Origin of the sequence: Micromonospora craniellae, from assembly GCF_014764405.1 — a bacterium.
GTDB classification, from domain to species: domain Bacteria; phylum Actinomycetota; class Actinomycetes; order Mycobacteriales; family Micromonosporaceae; genus Micromonospora; species Micromonospora craniellae.
The window spans coordinates 6090530-6106928 of record NZ_CP061725.1; the positions used below are offsets into that span (position 1 = coordinate 6090530).

General features: G+C 71.6%; 15 protein-coding genes. 7 read left to right on the forward strand and 8 right to left on the reverse strand.

What is annotated here, in order from left to right; translation table 11 throughout:
* Positions 1-19: 19 nt before the first annotated feature.
* Together glpK and ID554_RS27650 are read left to right on the forward strand one after the other, a co-directional pair.
* Positions 20-1537 carry a glycerol kinase GlpK gene (gene glpK, locus ID554_RS27645; protein ID WP_117227821.1) on the forward strand — a complete coding sequence of 506 codons (1518 nt, stop codon included), beginning with the start codon at positions 20-22 and terminating at the stop codon, positions 1535-1537.
* Positions 1538-1684: 147 nt separating this feature from the next.
* A complete protein-coding gene (locus tag ID554_RS27650) occupies positions 1685-3016 on the forward strand; it encodes a carbohydrate-binding domain-containing protein (RefSeq protein ID WP_117227820.1) in 1332 nt (443 codons plus the stop codon).
* Between the two features lie 189 nt (positions 3017-3205).
* On the opposite strand, the gene ID554_RS27655 is transcribed toward ID554_RS27650, so the two are convergent.
* Positions 3206-4105: a TetR family transcriptional regulator gene (locus ID554_RS27655; protein ID WP_117227819.1), complete on the reverse strand. Its 900-nt coding sequence runs from the start codon at positions 4103-4105 to the stop codon at positions 3206-3208.
* Positions 4106-4213: 108 nt separating this feature from the next.
* Between ID554_RS27655 and ID554_RS27660 the strand changes: the two genes are divergently transcribed.
* Positions 4214-5155 (forward strand): ABC transporter ATP-binding protein, encoded by a 942-nt coding sequence (locus tag ID554_RS27660; RefSeq protein ID WP_223884290.1) that lies wholly within the window; start codon positions 4214-4216, stop codon positions 5153-5155.
* The gene (locus ID554_RS27665) at positions 5152-6777 is read left to right on the forward strand and encodes an ABC transporter permease (RefSeq protein WP_117227818.1); all 1626 of its coding nucleotides are present in this window, start codon (positions 5152-5154) and stop codon (positions 6775-6777) included. The genes ID554_RS27660 and ID554_RS27665 overlap by 4 nt, the downstream gene beginning before the upstream one ends.
* Positions 6778-6844: 67 nt before the next feature.
* Here ID554_RS27665 and ID554_RS27670 read toward each other — a convergent pair whose 3' ends face one another.
* The 4 genes from ID554_RS27670 to ID554_RS32120 form a co-directional block, all read right to left on the reverse strand.
* On the reverse strand, positions 6845-8050 hold the full coding sequence (locus ID554_RS27670) for a helix-turn-helix domain-containing protein (protein WP_223884291.1): 1206 nt from the start codon (positions 8048-8050) through the stop codon (positions 6845-6847).
* Positions 8043-8207, reverse strand: a complete 165-nt coding sequence (locus ID554_RS32115; protein WP_223884292.1) for a hypothetical protein — start codon at positions 8205-8207, stop codon at positions 8043-8045. The genes ID554_RS27670 and ID554_RS32115 overlap by 8 nt, the downstream gene beginning before the upstream one ends.
* 129 nt (positions 8208-8336) lie before the next feature.
* Entirely contained in the window at positions 8337-9551 is a 1215-nt protein-coding gene (locus ID554_RS27675; protein WP_117227890.1) for a helix-turn-helix domain-containing protein, read from the reverse strand.
* A 181-nt stretch (positions 9552-9732) separates the two neighbouring features.
* Entirely contained in the window at positions 9733-10086 is a 354-nt protein-coding gene (locus ID554_RS32120; RefSeq protein ID WP_223884293.1) for an ABC transporter permease subunit, read from the reverse strand.
* A 189-nt stretch (positions 10087-10275) separates the two neighbouring features.
* Here ID554_RS32120 and ID554_RS27685 point away from each other — a divergent pair, with 189 nt between their 5' ends.
* Positions 10276-10419 (forward strand): ATP-binding cassette domain-containing protein, encoded by a 144-nt coding sequence (locus tag ID554_RS27685; protein WP_117227816.1) that lies wholly within the window; start codon positions 10276-10278, stop codon positions 10417-10419.
* 127 nt (positions 10420-10546) lie between these two features.
* On the opposite strand, the gene ID554_RS27690 is transcribed toward ID554_RS27685, so the two are convergent.
* Genes ID554_RS27690 through ID554_RS27700 form a run of 3 tightly spaced genes read right to left on the reverse strand, consistent with a single transcriptional unit; the run spans position 10547 to position 12469 of the window.
* Positions 10547-11029 carry a Rieske (2Fe-2S) protein gene (locus ID554_RS27690; protein ID WP_117227815.1) on the reverse strand — a complete coding sequence of 161 codons (483 nt, stop codon included), beginning with the start codon at positions 11027-11029 and terminating at the stop codon, positions 10547-10549.
* A 16-nt stretch (positions 11030-11045) separates the two neighbouring features.
* Positions 11046-11618, reverse strand: a complete 573-nt coding sequence (locus ID554_RS27695; protein WP_191088937.1) for a DUF6529 family protein — start codon at positions 11616-11618, stop codon at positions 11046-11048.
* Between the two features lie 59 nt (positions 11619-11677).
* Positions 11678-12469, reverse strand: coding sequence for a hypothetical protein (locus tag ID554_RS27700; protein ID WP_117227813.1), 792 nt, complete (start codon positions 12467-12469; stop codon positions 11678-11680).
* Positions 12470-12682: 213 nt separating this feature from the next.
* Between ID554_RS27700 and ID554_RS27705 the strand changes: the two genes are divergently transcribed.
* Positions 12683-14527 carry an ABC transporter ATP-binding protein gene (locus ID554_RS27705; RefSeq protein WP_223884294.1) on the forward strand — a complete coding sequence of 615 codons (1845 nt, stop codon included), beginning with the start codon at positions 12683-12685 and terminating at the stop codon, positions 14525-14527.
* On the forward strand, positions 14524-16347 hold the full coding sequence (locus ID554_RS27710) for an ABC transporter ATP-binding protein (RefSeq protein WP_223884295.1): 1824 nt from the start codon (positions 14524-14526) through the stop codon (positions 16345-16347). The genes ID554_RS27705 and ID554_RS27710 overlap by 4 nt, the downstream gene beginning before the upstream one ends.
* Positions 16348-16399: the final 52 nt, after the last annotated feature.

The window sequence follows — 16399 nt, forward strand, 5'->3', positions numbered from 1 at the left end:
ACGAGAAGGAGACCCCCGCATGGCTGACTTCGTCGGCGCCGTGGACCAGGGCACCACCAGCACCCGCTTCATGATCTTCGATCACGGCGGTACCGAGATCGGCCGTCACCAGCTCGAACATCAGCAGATCCTGCCCCGGGCCGGGTGGGTGGAGCACAACCCGCTGGAGATCTGGGAGCGGACCCGGACGGTCGTGCGTACCGCCCTGAACACGCACGGCCTCGCCGCCGCCGACCTCGCGGCGCTCGGCGTCACCAACCAGCGGGAGACGACGGTGGTGTGGAACCCGCGCACCGGCCAGCCGTACTACAACGCCATCGTCTGGCAGGACACCCGTACCGACCGGATCGCCGCGGCGCTTTCGCGCGACGGCCGGGGCGACGTGATCCGCCGCCGGGCCGGCCTACCTCCGGCGACCTACTTCTCCGCCGGCAAGATCCAGTGGATCCTGGAGAACGTCGACGGTGTGCGGGCCGCCGCCGGTCGCGGCGAGGCGGTCTTCGGCAACACCGACACCTGGCTGCTCTGGCACCTCACCGGCGGCACCGACGGCGGAGTGCACGTGACCGATCCCACCAACGCCAGCCGGACCATGCTGATGGACCTGGAGACGCTGGACTGGGACGACGAACTGCTGTCGTTCTTCGACATCCCCCGGGCCATGCTGCCGGCCATCCGTCCCTCGTCCGATCCGCACGCCTACGGCAGCACCCGGCCCGACGGTCCCTTCGGCGGGCCGGTCCGGATCACCGGCGACCTGGGTGACCAGCAGGCGGCCACCGTCGGGCAGGTCTGCTTCGCGCCCGGCGAGGCGAAGAACACCTACGGCACGGGCAACTTCATGCTGCTCAACACCGGTACGGAGCTGGTCCGGTCGAAGGCGGGCCTGCTCACCACCGTGTGCTACCAGTTCGCCGGAGCGGACCCGGTCTATGCGTTGGAGGGGTCGATCGCGGTCACCGGCTCGGCCGTGCAGTGGCTGCGCGACCAGCTCAAGATCATCAACAGCGCGGCGCAGAGTGAGGACCTGGCCCGCCAGGTCTCCGACAACGGCGGGGTGTACTTCGTGCCCGCCTTCTCCGGACTGTTCGCCCCGTACTGGCGGTCCGACGCGCGGGGGGCCATCGTCGGGCTGTCCCGCTACAACACCGACGCCCACGTCGCGCGGGCCACCCTGGAGGCCATCTGCTACCAGAGCCGGGACGTGGCCGAGGCGATGGCCAAGGACTCGGGCGTGGCCCTGGAGAGCCTCAAGGTCGACGGCGGTGTCACCGTCAACGACCTGTGCATGCAGTTGCAGGCGGACATCCTCGGGGTGCCGGTCAGCCGGCCGGTGGTCGCCGAGACCACCGCCCTCGGCGCCGCGTACGCCGCCGGCCTGGCGGTCGGCTTCTGGCGCGACACCGACGAGCTGCGGGAGAACTGGAACGAGAGCCGGCGCTGGCAGCCGACCTGGTCGCCACAGCAGCGGGCGACGGGCTACGCCGGTTGGCAGAAGGCGGTACGACGCACCCTCGACTGGGTCGACATGGACTGACCGGGCGGCGGTGGGGGGCGCGTTTCGATGACATTTCGTGAATGTGTCATTACCGCGTGTTGGTGTCGCGTTCCCGGGATGTCCGGTCGGTCTGCCTTAACATCCCGATGTCCGGCAGGTGCCGGTGTGGGACAGGGAGGGGCAAACATGCGGATCACCAGGGCGATCGTGGCGATCGTGGTCGTATTGTCGGCGGGCGTACTGGCGGGCACGGCGAACGCGGCAGAACCGTCACCGTTCACCGTGGTCAACGGGTCGATCAACCCGGCGACCGGCACCCCCGTGCCCCCGTCGGGCACCCACGCCACGCTGTGGCGCAACAGCAGCCACGCCACCACCGTCCTCCAGGGCTCCGGCCAACTCGTGGTGGGCGCGATCGGCGACGAGTGCGACGGCTGGCCGGTCGTCCGGGTGAGCGTGGGCGGCCAGCCCGTCGGCGAGGTGACCGTCACCAGCGGCACCGACTACGGCAGCTACCTCGTCGGCGCCCCGTTGGCGTACGGGCGGCACTCCGTCCGCGTCGAGTTGGTCAACGACCGCTACACCGCCACGTGTGACCGCAACGTGCACGTCGCGTACGCCCGGACGCAGGCGGCCGGTCCGGTCGACACCACCTTCGGCTTCGCGGTGGTGCCCGACACCCAGGAGGAGGTGCTGACCGCGGGCGACACCCGGATGCGGCAGCGCATCGACTGGCTGGTGGCCCAGCGCGCCGCCCTGGACCTGCGCTTCGTCACCCACTCCGGGGACGTGGTCAACTACGACACCCCCGACCACGTGCAGTACGCTCGCGCCAGCGCCGCCCTGCGCCCGCTGGAGGCGGCCGGTCTGCCGTACACGCTGGCGGTCGGCAACCACGACACCCAGGTCTTCGGCCCCGACGGCGCGCAACGCCGCCCGGCCGGGCCCTTGCTGCGGGACACCACCACCTTCAACCGGTACTTCACCGCCGACCGCTTCGGGGTGGTCGGCGGGCGGTTCGAGCCGGGCAAGGTGGACAACGTGTACGCCACCTACCGCGCCGGTGGGGTGCAGTGGCTGGTGCTGACCCTGGAGTTGTGGCCCCGGCGGGCGGCGGTCGCCTGGGCGCAGCGGGTCGTCGCGGCGCACCCCCGGCACAACGTGATCGTGGTGACCCACCACTTCCTGGAGAGCGACGCCACCATCGGCCAGAGTGCCGGCTTCGGATCGACGAGCCCGCAGTACGTCTTCGACAACCTGATCCGGCGGTACGCCAACATCCGGTTCGTCTTCTCCGGACACACCGGCACCGCGGCGTCCCGGGTGGACATCGGGCTGCACGGCAACCGCATCCACTCGTTCCTGCAGACGTTCCACTCGCCCCGGACCAACCCGGTCCGGCTGGTGGAGATCGACACCGCCGCGAACTCGCTGCGCACCTGGATCCACGCGCCGTACACCGACGAGGACTTCCCCGCACACACCCGCACATACCCAAACCTAGGCCTACTCCGCTGACCCCCACCCCCACCCCCACCCCCACCCCCCCACCCCACCCCCCGCCCCGCAGCGGTTGATCAAGAAGTTCTGGTCGGTGCGTGCGCCCGTGGGCGGCCAAAACCTCTTGATCAACCCGGGTCTCTGGGGTGCGTGGTGGTGGGGGCCTGGGGTGGGTGGGTGGGTGGTGGGTGGGGGAGTGTCTCGTAACTAGGTCGAAATCGTCTCAATATCGGGGTTGGATTCGAGATGGCGGTAGACGGTGGCCCGGGAGACTCCGAACTCGGCGGCGATCTCGTTGGCTGAGTGGGTGCCGGCGAGGTGCATCCGGCGGGCCGCCGAGACCTGGTCCGGACTCATCGAACGCGGCCGCCCCGGCCGCCGCCGGCCGCCGCGTGGGCGCGGATCGACGGCTGCCGGGACGGACGGCTTGTCGGGGCCGGTGCCTGCGGCGTCACCATCGTCGGCAGCACCGCCGTCACCATCGTCGGCAGCACCGTCGGTGGTGCCGGTGGCAGTGCGGGTGGCAGTGCGGGTGACGGCGGCGGTCGCCCGCTCGGCCGGCGGGCCGTCCGCCAGCAGGCGGCGGACGCCGTCGAGCATGTCCTCGCGCAGGTCGTGCTCGGGCACCTCGGTGAGGAAGAGCACCGGGTCGCCGCACATGGCCAGCGCCTGCACCGCCCGGACCCGCTCCCGTACGCCCGGATTCGGCCCGGCCACGATCTCGTTGGCCCGCATGGCGATGCGCATCAGGCGCTGGTAGTTGGTGCCCCGGTCGACCAGTGCCAGATCGTGGTAGAGCATGCCCAGCGAGTCCCGGTGGGCGAGCATGACGTCCGTCCAGCCCTCCAGGAGCGACCACCGGCCCTGTCCCGCAGGCAGGGCCCCGGCACGGTCGAGCACGTTCTCCAGGTCCCGCACGAACGGCTCGGCGAGGTCGGTGAGCAGGTGCGCCTTGCTGGGGAAGTGATAGAGGATCGCCGCCTTGGTCAGTCGCAGGCGTTCGGCGATCTGGCGTAGCGAGGTGCGTTGGTAGCCCTGCTCGGTGAACATCTGCCGGGCTGTACGCAGGATCCGGCTGCGCGTGTCGTCGACTTCCTCCCAGCTCATGGCGTTCAGCCTAGCGGCTCCTGACCGCCGGACGGGGACCTGCGCGAAGCCACTTACCGCTGGTCAGTACAGTGGGGTGGTCGGCACACCGAGCGACAGGAGGCACCCATGTCCGTGATCTCGATCGAGAACCTCGTCAAGACCTTCGGCGGTGTACGTGCCCTCGACGGGCTCGACCTGACGGTGGAACCGGGGGAGGTGCACGGTTTCCTGGGACCCAACGGCGCGGGCAAGTCCACCACCATCCGGATCGTGCTCGGCCTGCTGCGCCGCGACTCCGGGCAGGCACGCGTCCTCGACGGCGACCCGTGGCGGGACGCGGTCGCGCTGCACCGGCGGCTGGCGTACGTGCCCGGTGACGTCAGCCTCTGGCCCAACCTCACCGGCGGGGAGGCGATCGACCTCTTCGGCGCGTTGCGCGGCGGTCTCGACGAACGCCGCCGCGACGAGCTGCTGCGACGCTTCGAGTTGGACCCGACGAAGAAGTGCCGCACCTACTCCAAGGGCAACCGACAGAAGGTCGCCATCGTCGCCGCCTTCGCCTCCGCCGTGGAGCTGTACGTCCTGGACGAACCCACGTCCGGCCTGGACCCGCTGATGGAGGCGGTCTTCCAGGAGGAGGTCCGCACGCTCACCCAGGCCGGCGCGAGCGTGCTGCTCTCCAGCCACGTGCTCGCCGAGGTGGAGGCGCTCTGCGACCGCGTCAGCATCATCCGGGACGGGCGCACCGTGGAGTCCGGCAGCCTCGCCGAGCTGCGCCACCTGGCGCGTACCACGGTGACCGTCGAGACCGCACGGCCGCTGACCGGGTTGGAGGAACTGCCCGGCGTGCACGAGGTCCGGCCGGTCGACGGCCGGGTCAAGCTGGAGATCGAGCCAGCGCACCTGGACGCCCTCCTCGGCCACCTGGTCCGGTTCGAGGTACGCGCCCTGACCAGCACGCCGCCGACGCTGGAGGAGCTGTTCCTGCGGCACTACGGCGACAGCGGCGACGCCGAGCGGCAGACCAGCGACGCCGAGCGGCAGGGCACCGCCGGAGGTGTTCGATGAGCGCCTTCACCGGCACCGGGCGGCTCGCCCGGCTCGCGCTGCGTCGGGACCGGACCCGCCTGGCGATCTGGGTCTTCGGCACACCCCTGATCGGCTACGGCTTGGCCGAGAGCGTCGCCAGCCTCTACCCGGACGAGCAGACCCGCCTCGGCTACGCCGAGACCGCGTTGTCCAGCGTGGTCGCCCGCGCCTTCAACGGCCCGATCGCGAGCGCCGACCTCGGCGCGGTGGTGGTCGCCGAGACGTACCTCACCCTCACTCTGCTCGCCGCGCTGCTGAGCACCTTCGCCGTGGTCCGGCACACCCGGCAGAACGAGGAGACCGGGCGCGCCGAACTGCTCGGCGCCGCCGTCGTCGGCCGGTACGCCCTGCTGACCGCCGCCCTGCTGGTGGTGGTCGGCGCGAACCTGGCCTCCGCCGCGCTGCTCGCCCTGGTCTTCGTCGGCACCGGGCTCCCGGTCGCCGGCTCGGTGGCCGCCGCCGCCGCGATCGGCGGGGTCGGTGTCGCCTTCACCGGCGTCGCGGCCGTAACCGCCCAGGTCTCGGTCAGCTCCCGGAGCGCAAACGCGCTCGCCGCGGCCGCCGTGGGCGTCGCGTTCCTGCTGCGCGCCGCCGGTGACGTGCTCGGCGAGCGTGGCGGCGACGGCACCCGGCTGGACAGCGCCTGGCCGACCTGGCTCTCGCCGCTCGGCTGGGGCACCCAGGTACGCGCCTTCGGCACCGAACGATGGTGGGTCCTCGCGCTGCCGCTGGCCCTGCTGGTGGCCGGAGTCGCGCTGGCCTACCTGCTGGCCGAGCGCCGGGACCTCGGCGCCGGCCTGCTGGCCGCGCGGCGTGGACCGGCCCGCGCGGGCTCGGGGCTGCTCGGGCCGGTCGGCCTGACCTGGCGGTTGCAGCGGGGCGCACTGGCCGGTTGGACCGTGGCGGTGGTGGTGCTCGGCCTGTCCATGGGGGTGGCCGGTCACGAGGTGGACGCGATGATCGCCGAGAACCCTGCGGCGGCCGAGGTGATCGCCCAGCTCGGCGGTGGGGCGGAACTCGTCGACGCGTACCTGGCCGCGATCATCGGCCTGTACGCGCTGACCATCGGCGCGTACGTGGTGCAGGCCCTGCTGCGGACCCGCAATGACGAGTCCGACGGCATCCTGGAGGCGCTGCTGGCCACGGCGTTGAGCCGGACCCGGTGGCTCGGCACGCAGGTGTGCGGCGCCGTGCTCGGCGCGGTGTGGCTGGTGCTGCTGGCCGGACTCACCACCGGCCTCGGGTACGGCCTGGCGGCCGGTGACGCGATCGGCTGGACGATCGAACTGGGCGGCGCGGCGCTGCTGCGGCTGCCCGCCCTGCTGGTGCTCGTCGGGGTGGTGACCGCCCTGTTCGGCGCGGTGCCGCGCTGGTCGGTGGCGCTGAGCTGGACGGTGCTGATCGCCTTCCTGCTGCTCGGGCAGTTGGGCGCGGTGCTGGAGTTGCCGCAGGCGGCGCTGAACCTGTCGCCCTTCACCCACGTGCCCTCGGTGCCCGCCGCCGACCTCACGGTGCTGCCCCTGGTGGTGCTCACCGCCGTGGCCGCGGTGCTGCTGGCGGTCGGGCTGGGCGCGTTCCGGCGGCGCGACACCCCGACCTGAGGTGTAAGGAGGGGACCCCTGCTAACGCCTCGTGCATAGCAGGGGTCCCCTCCTTACACGCACCCGGTCATGTCGCCGGAACCCCAAGGGCGGTAGCGAGCTGGACGATCGTCGTCGGGGCGTGCGGGCTCCGGAGCACCTGGACGAGCAGGTCGCGGGCGGCGGGGCGGTGCCGGACCTCGGCGGGTGCGATGCTCTGTGCCTGCCGCAGGGTCCGGGCGGCGTTCGTGGCATCGTGAGCGTGCAGGTGCGCGCGAGCAGCGTCGATCAGGTGTGCGGCGCGATGCTCGACAGGCAGCCACCGCCAGCCGAGGCCTACGGTGGCCCTCTGATGCCAGGCCAGCGCCTCACCCGCATCGCCCAACTCCAGTGCCGCCAGAGTGCGCGCTGTGGCCACGGCGGTGGGTCCGAAGGCGGTGCGATGGTAGTCGTGGCCGTCGCCCACCCGGTCGGCCAGGTCGGCGGCCTCATCGAGCAGGTTGGCGGCGCCGCGCTCATGGCCGTCGCCGGCCGCCGCCAACGCGCCCTGCACGAGCAGCGTGCCGCACAGGGACAGGTACGCCGACGGGCTGCCGTCGAGGTCCGGCGGGGTGATCCGGTACGCGGTGGTCCGCATGGTCGACACCGCAGCGCCCGCCTGCCCGGTGGCGCGCAACACCGGCCCGAGCTGCACCGCCGCCGTCGCCACCAGCACCGCATCGCCGGTGGCGAGCGCCATCGCCCGGTCGGCGGCCAGCCAGGCAAGCTCGGTCTCACCGAGCTTCGTCAGCAGTGCCGAGCCGGCCCGGTACGCCTCCACCAGCGGTACGCGCCCCGATCCCGGATCGCAGGCGTAACCGCGCTGCGCCCCGCTGATCAGCCCGGGCAGCAGGTCGATCAACTGGGGGTAGTGGGCATGCTGGTAGGTGTTCCAGGCGTAAGCCACGCCACCGGCCAGTTGATCCGCCGCCGGTACCTCACGCTCGGGCACCCGCCGGCCTGCCACGATGTCGTATGCGGACAGTGCCGCCCGGATCCGCTCCACACCCGCCGCCCGCTCGTTGACGGCAGCGGTGTGGACCTGGCGGCCCAGCAGCACCGACTGCTCGACTCGCAACACGGCGGCGATCTCCGCGATCGTGGACACCTTGTCCAGCGACCGCGCACCACGTTCGACCTTGTCGACCCAACTCTTCGACTTGCCCATCCGGTCGGCGAACACCTGCTGCGACATGCGCCGCCGCCCTCGCCAGTAAGCCACCCGACGACCGATCGGCAACAACTCGTCACCCACGCCGCCACCGCCGATCCGGTACCGCCCGGGTCGTCTCCTCGACCGGTACGCGCTCCGCCTCGGCCTGGGCGAGCACCCGCCGCTTCGCCGCTTCCCGTTCGTTCGCCTGGATCTGCTCGCCCCTACTCGGCGTGCCGCCATCGTTCTGGCCGCTCATTCCCGACTCCTTCGTCACCAGAGGCGGCAGCGGAAAGGTCCAGACAAGGCCATCCTGTCACCGCTCGACTACGCTAAGGAATCGAGCGTTCGAGTCTGGGTACGTGGTGTACCCGGTGACGTGGCGTACCTAAAGGTCGGTGGCATTCATTCGACGGGCGAGGTCAACCGCCTCGGCGCGGATCGAGGCGGGCGACTCTTGGGACAGCCGGGTGATCAGATCCTGCGCCGCAGGCGAGTAACGGACCGTCTCCGGTGACGTCGCCTCGGCACGCGCCAGCAAGTGAAGGGTCGCTTCCTTCGCGCCCTCCAGATCGGCCGAACGTGCCAGTTCTACGTAATGCCGACCCCGACGCTCTGTCGAGGGGATCGATGCCGGGTCGAGGGCGTGGGCGCGGCGCTGCGCCTCGTCCGGATCACCGAGGTCTACTGCGCACATGACTGCGTACACGTTGACCAAGGGCCGCGACACGCGGGTCCGCAAGCCTACGAACCCTTCGGGCAGCGCCCGGTCGACGATCGACCGAGCGGTGTCCCAATCCGACCACGCGCCTTGGTCACCGGTCCGAGAACGCGTCAGGGCCGCGCAGAGGTGCAGATCAGCGAGTATCTCCGCCCATTCGGGGCCGCCGTCCGCTATGCGTGGTTCGATAAGGCTGCGTGCCTCCCGAAGTCGCTCCAACGCTTCGTCTCCGCGACCGACCGCGCGTAGCAGGTGTGCGGCATACCAGGTCGCCTGTGCGATAGCCAGTGGGTCGTCCGCGTCCAGGGCGGCGTTCATTCCGCGATCAACGGTCAACCAGACCAGCTCACGGTCGCCATGCCACGCCAGATACGCCTGAGCGAGATGGTAAGCCTGCGCGAGTAGGGCGAGGCTTGTGCGTCGATCATCACCGGAATGCAACCGCGCCGCCCGTTGGGTGGCAAGCAGCAGGCCAGGCAGGATTTCCCCTGCCGCCGTGCGCTGGTGTCGAGATGTGTGCCAGGTCTGCCATGCGGAATCGACCGCGCCTCGGAGATAGTCGGTGCTCTCCGGTTCGCCGTCGAGGGCAAGGTGCCAGGCGGTCAACGCACGGCGGACCTCGTCTACTGCGGGATGGCTAGCCCGACCGCCGAGAGACAGCGCCACGGACGGTCCGAAGAGGTCACCGAGATCCCGAACCCCGAGGTGTGGTGCCATCTGCTGCGCGGCACGAAGGGTCAGCGATCGGCGGCCGTTCTCGATGAACTTCACGGTGGTCGCTGATAGTCCGCTCAAGTTGGCGAGGCGTTCGCGGGAGAGTCCGACGGCACGACGTAGCCGCTCGACACGCTGGCCCGGCTTGAGCTGCTGTTCAGTGGTCACGAACCACACCTCACTACCTGGGGTACATCGTGTACCTCACGGTACGCGCAGCTTCCGGCAACGGGAAGAGATAGAAGCAGATCATTGCCCATGAGCGGTACGGACGTGGGAATCCCTCATCTCCCAGATGGTCGACGTGTCGTCGGTGGCGGTCCACACGAGATGGGTAGCGCCATGGAGATCATTTCCGTGTCGAGGAGACGGGTGAGGATGCGATTGACGCCGTCGTCAACGAAGCGCTGGACACGATCCTGGTGCTTGCGTTCGCCTCAGAGCACCTGGGACAGGAACCGGCGCAGACGCGGGTGCTCGGCCCCCACACCTGCATGCCCAGCGGCGCCAGACCGACCCCGATCAGCAGGATCGTCGCCGCTGCCGGCAGGCCGCGGAACACGTCGGTGTAGACCCGGGCCGGCCACCGCAACCAGCGGGTACGCGAGATGCCCGCGACGGCCAGCACGATGCCCATGGCCGAGCCGAGCAGGGCGGCGGTGACCGCGAGGATCAGCGTGTTCGGCAACCCGACGGTGATCATCTCGGGCAGCCGGGTCGAGGCTGCGCCCGGTGGCGTGGTCGTCCTGGACGGTGCCCTGCACGACCATCACCCGCTTGCCGGACAACTCGTCGAAGCTGGTCAGCGTCGAACCGGCTGGCACGTCGAGCCCGACACGGCGTTCACCCGTTATGACCACCCTCACGCGGGCGCGACGACGGGGTCGCGGCGGTGCTCGGGCACAACGGTGCCGGTAAGTCCACGCTGCGGCGGGTGGTCGACCGCTACCACGTGCTGGAGTCGGGGCGGGTCACCTCGGCCGGCGACGGCGCCAGCACCGTGGAGCGTACCGTCCGGCAGGCACTGGCGGTCTGAGTCCGCCTTGCCGCCGGGGACCCCTGCCCCACCCGCCCCCGGGTGGGGCAGGGGCCGTCCGGTGTCGCGACGCCACCCCGGACGGCCCCGCGCGGCCCGGGCCTGGAGTGGGCCGCGTCCTGGTGTGTCAGGCCAGCCGGATGGCGTCGCCGTCGACGGAGACGTTCGCGGCGGGCAGCGGGGACCCTGCCGGCCCGCTGCGCACCGAACCGTCGGCGATGTCGAACACACTGTTGTGGCAGGCGCAGACGATGGTGCCGTTGGTCACCGCGGTGACCGTGCAGCCCTGGTGGGTGCAGGTCGCCGAGTACGCCTTGATGGTTCCCGCCGTCGGCTGGGTGATGACCACCCCGGCGTCGGCGTAGATCTGTCCACCACCGACCGGGATGTCGGCCAGGGTGGCCAGCGCCGACGGCCCGCCACCGGCGTCCGGTGCGCCCGACGAGGACGGGTCGGCGCTGGGGTTCGCGGCGGGCGGCGGAGGTGGCGGGGGCGCCGACGTCGGCTGACCGTACGTCGCGCAGCCGGTCAGCGTGGCCACGCCCACCGCGCCGGTCCCGGCCAGCATGGCCCGTCGCGACCGGCAGCAGCCGGCCTGCTCGTGGTTCATCCGAGGTGCCTTTCGGTCAGAGCTGGAAACCGAACGTGGTGAAGTACCAGACCGACGAGGTCAGGAAGACACCGATCAGGGCGACGAACACCACCCCGCCGACCACGGGCAGCACCCAGCCGGCGAGCCCGCGCTTGGGCAGGGTCAGCATCTTCGTGGCGAACGCGCCGAAGAAGAAGCAGCCCAGCAGGGAGTGCATCAGCACCCGGGTGTCGAAGTCGGCGAAGCCGAGCGCGTACAGGCAGTGCACCCCGACCGGGACGGTGAGCAGGAAGGCGATCCGTCCCGACCAGCGGTGCGCGGCGCCGGCCCAGGACGGGGAGAACCCGCCGAGCCGGCCCCACATGGACAGTGCCGAGAGCAGTTGGATCACGGCGAAGAACGCCGCGCCGGTGCCCAGCCACACCTTCACCGTCAGCGGCGAGGAGAACCCCGCCACGTTGACCGCGATGCCGGTCGGGGTGTGGGTGCGGCCGTAGACGCCCAACGCCACCGCGACCCCCGCCCCGACCAGGAGCGGGACCACCAGCGAGGGACGCGGCCCCGGTGTGTTCGGCGGCGGGTCGTCGAGGTCGCGCATCACCTCCATCGACGGCTCCCGGGGGCGGCGGGGCACGGTCCGGACGCTGCTGTGGCGGTGCTGCGACATCACCGCGCCCCGGGGACGACCGGCGCGGCGGTGATGGTGACTCCGTCGACCTTGGTGGTGAAGAAGGCCGGGTCCAGCGGCGGCGCCGGGATGGGCTTGCCGTTCCAGGTGACGATGCCGATCTGGGTACCGTCCGGCAGCATGATCCAGCCGCCGTCGATGCCGGCCGCGCGGATATCGTCGGTCGCCCGGTAGATCGCCGGGGCGGTGCCCGAGCCGGACTTGACCACCGGGCTGTCGTCGGTCTTCTCCTCGGGCCGTGCGGTGAACTTCCACCGGCGTACGCCGACGATCATCTCACCGCTGGCCACGTCGCCCCGGATCACGCCGGTCAGCTTGGCGTCCTTGCCGGTCAGCTCGATCTTGCCATCGCGGACCGTGCCGGACAGCCACACCTCCATCTCCCGACCGTCGCAGACGTACGCCTCCGCCTTGCCGTTCTTGACGGTGATCGCGATGGTGGCGCCGTTCTCCAGCTCGCCGATCCAGTTCTGCTCCACCGAGTTGACCTCGGTGCCGGCCGACGACGGATCCCGGTCGGCCGGTGGCGAGGTCACGCCGGGCCGTGCGCCGTCCGGGGCGTCCGGGTCCACCTCCTGCTCGGCGGGGTCGTCCACGTCGTCCGCGACGTCGTCCTCGGTCCCGGTCGACGGTGCCGGCGCGGCGGCCGGTGGTCCGTTCCCGGCGGCGGGCTGGGTTCCCGGCGGGGATGCCTGCGCACTCATCGTGAACAGCACGGCGGCCGTCACCGCCCCCGAGAGGAGGGTGAGCAACGGGGTCATGCGCTTCATGGGCCACTCCCTTCGCCCCAGACGTACGGGCGGCGGCGGTGTATCGGTTCAATCGGCGCGGGAGAACCTTTGCCGGGCGGCCGAAACGGTGTCCGAGGTGATCCGTTCGGACAGGTGTCGATCACCCTGAGCGGTCGGTTGACCCACCGTCGGCGATATTTGCGCGCGGGGTGCCTGCCTGACGAATCCGATAACGACTACCATTACTCCGCTGTGGAGGTCCTCAAGGGACCGACGACCGCCGACGAGACGGGGTGGGCGATGGCCGCCGGTACCGACACGGACGCCGGTGGTGGCGGCCGCGAACTGCTCCGATCACTGGTGCGGGCGCAACGGGGACGACTCGCCTCGGCCGTGCTGCTCGCCGTCGTGGCGGTGGCGTGCCAGCTCGTGCCCTACCTGATGGCCTACCGGGTCGCGGTCGAACTGGTCACCGAGGCGGCACCCGACGGCGGCTCCCTGATCCGGTACGCCGTCGTCGCGCTGGTCGCCATCGCGGCCGGCACCGCGCTGATGGGCGGGGCCCTGGCGATCAGCCACGTGTGCGCCTACTGGTTGCTGTACCGGCTGCGTCAGCGTATCGCCGAACGCGTCTCGGTGCTGCCGCTCGGCGAGGTGACCCGGCGCGGCAGCGGCGGGGTCGGCAAACTCGCCATGGAGGACGTCGAACGCATCGAGGTCTTCGTCGCGCACATGCTGCCCGACGCGGTCGCCGCCCTCACCGTGGTCGCGGCCACCACCGTCTGGCTCTTCGTCATCGACTGGCGGCTGGCGGTGGCGGCGGTGGCGGTCGTCCCGCTGGCCATGCTGGCGATGCGGCACGCCACCCGGGGCTCGGGCGCGTGGGTGGCGCAGTGGCACGGCGCCGGGATGGCCATGAACCAGGCGGTCACCGAGTTCCTGCACGGCATCAAGGCCGTCAAGGTGTTCAACCGGCAGACCGACACCGTGGCCCGGGCCACCGACGCGGTCCGCCGGTACGTCGACTCGGAGACCCGCTGGGGGCTGGCCTTCCTGCCCGGCGGGGCCGCGTACTTCACGATCATGGCGGCCAACGTGGCCGTCGTCGTACCGGTGGGGCTCTGGCTCTACCGCGACGGCGCGGTCGACGTGCCCACCCTGCTGCTGTTCCTGCTGCTCGCCCTCGGCTACACCGGGCCGCTGACCAAACTCACCGGCTACAGCTCGCAGTTGCGCCAGGTGCGGTTCGGCGCCGACGAGATCGCCGCCCTGCTGGACAGCCCGGCGCTGCCGGACACCGCCCGCCGGGCGCCGCTCGGCCCGGCCTCGGTCGAGCTGGCCGACGTCTCGTTCGGCTACACCCCCGACCGGCGCGCCCTCGACGGGGTGAGCATCCACGCCGAGGCGGGCCGGGTCACCGCCGTCGTCGGCCCGAGCGGCTCGGGCAAGAGCACCGTCGCCCGGCTGGTCTCCCGGTTCTTCGACGTGGACGCCGGCAGCGTGCGGGTGGGCGGTGTCGACGTCCGGGACATGGCCGTCGACCAGCTCATGGACACGGTCGCGGTGGTGTTCCAGGACCCGTTCCTGTTCCACGACACGGTCCGGGCCAACCTGACCCTGGGCCGACCCGACCTGGACGACGAGACCGTGCACCGGGCCGCCCGCGCGGCGCGCTGCCACGACTTCATCCTCGCCCTGCCCCAGGGCTACGACACGGTGGTCGGTGAGCGTGGCGCCACCCTCTCCGGCGGCGAGCGGCAACGCATCTCGATCGCCCGCGCCCTGCTCAAGGACGCGCCGGTGGTGGTGCTGGACGAGGCGACCGCCTCCACCGACCCGGAGAACGAGATCGCCATCCAGCAGGCGGTGGCGAACCTGGCGACCGGGCGCACGCTGCTGGTCATCGCGCACCGGCTCAGCACCATCCGCGACGCCGACCGGATCGTGGTGCTGACCGACGGCCAGGTGGTCGAGACCGGCCGCCACGACGACCTGGTGACCGCCGACGGCACGTACGCGCGGCTCTGGGCCGACGCCACCACCAGCGCCCGATGGAGTCTCGGCGCCAGCGACGAGCGGAGCGGAGCGCGCGGATGAGCACCCTGACCTCACCCCCTGCCGGCCAGCAGGAGGCCCCGCCGGTCGGCACGGTCGCCGGTCGCACCGTGGCGCTGATCCGCCGGCTGTGGGAGCTGTCCGACCCCCGGCTGCGTCGCCAGCAACTGTGGGGGATCGTCGCCCGGATGGCGGCGGCGGTCTGCATCGCGGTGCCGATCTGGCTGCTCGTCGTGGTCCTGCAACGACTCCGCGAGGCCAATCTCGGCGGACCGCCGATCAGCCAACGCGAGGTGCTCTGGTGGAGCGCCATCGTGGTGGCCGCGACTGTCGGCCAGTTCGGTTTCGACCTGCTCGCGCAGAGGCAGAGCTGGGTGGCCTCCTTCGAGCTCCTCGGCGAGTTGCGACTGCGGGCGCTGGAACACCTGCGGCGGCTGCCGCTCGGGTACCACACCAAGCGGCAGACCGGTGACCTCACCGCGCTGGTCACACATCACCTCAGCGAACTGGAGCCGGTGGTCTTCGGCGCCGTACCCACCATCATCGGTGCGGCCCTGCTGCCGCTGGTGATCGCGGTGGGCCTGCTGTTCGAGGACTGGCGGATGGGCCTGGCCGCGCTGGCCACCATCCCGCTGGCGATGCTGGTCTACGCCTGGTCGCAGCGGACCTTCGCCCGGCTCGCGGCGGAACGCGCCCAGGCCAGCGGCCAGGCCGCCGCCCGTTTCCAGGAGTATGTCTCGGGCATCGCGGTGGCCCGCGCGCACGGCGCCACGGGTGAGCGCGCCGGGCGCCTCGCGCAGGCCCTGGTGCGGCACCGGGAGGCGAGCATCGGGCTGGTCAACAAGCTGGTCGTCCCGCTGGTGCTCTTCCTGACCGTGATCGAGCTGGGGCTGCCGGTGGTGCTCCTGGCCGGGGCCTTCCTGCTGATCGGCGGTGACCTGGCACCGGCAACCTTCCTGGTGTTCGCGGTGCTGTCGCTGCGGATCTACGGTCCGCTGCGGGCGATGGGTGAGCAGACCGAGAGCCTGCGGGTCGGCGAGGCGGCCGTGGACCGGCTCGGCGCGCTGCTGGCCGAGCCGGTGCCGGCGGAGGTACGCGCCGGACCGGCGCCGCAGGGCCACGATGTCGAGTTCGACCGCGTCTCCTACACCTATCCGGGGGCGTCCCGCCCGGCGCTGCGGTCGGTCAGCTTCGGGGCCACCGCCGGCACGGTGACCGCGCTGGTCGGCAGCAGTGGCGCCGGCAAGACGACCTGCCTGCACCTGCTGGCCCAGTTCTTCGCGCCGGACTCCGGGACGATCCGGATCGGTGGGGTCGACATCCGGGAGTTGGACAGCCGCACCCTCTTCGACGCGGTGACCGTGGTCTTCCAGGACAGCTACCTGTTCAGCGAGTCCGTCCGGGACAACATCCGGTTCGGTCGGCCGGAGGCCGACGACGACGAGGTGGACCGCGCCGCCGCGCAGGCCCGGGTGGACGAGATCGTAGCCCGGCTGCCGCAGGGCGCGGACACCCTGGTCGGCGAGGGCGGCGCCACCCTCTCCGGTGGTGAGCGGCAGCGGCTGTCGCTGGCCCGCGCCATCCTCAAGGACGCCCCGATCGTGCTGCTGGACGAGCCGACGGCGGCGATGGACGCGACCAACGAGCGACACGTGCAGCAGGCCCTGTCCGGCCTGATCCGGGACCGTACCGTGCTGGTGGTGGCGCACCGGCTGGGCACGGTGCGGCACGCCGACCGGATAGTCGTCCTCGACGCCGGCGAGGTCGTCGAGGTGGGAGGCCACGACGAACTCCTGGCCCGCGACGGCCGGTACGCGCGGATGTGGGCCGAGCAGGAGGCGACCCGGTCCTGGCGGCTGTAGCCGGGGTGGCCGGTGGGCCGGCCGCCGGTCGGGCGCGTCTCCCCGCCGGCGG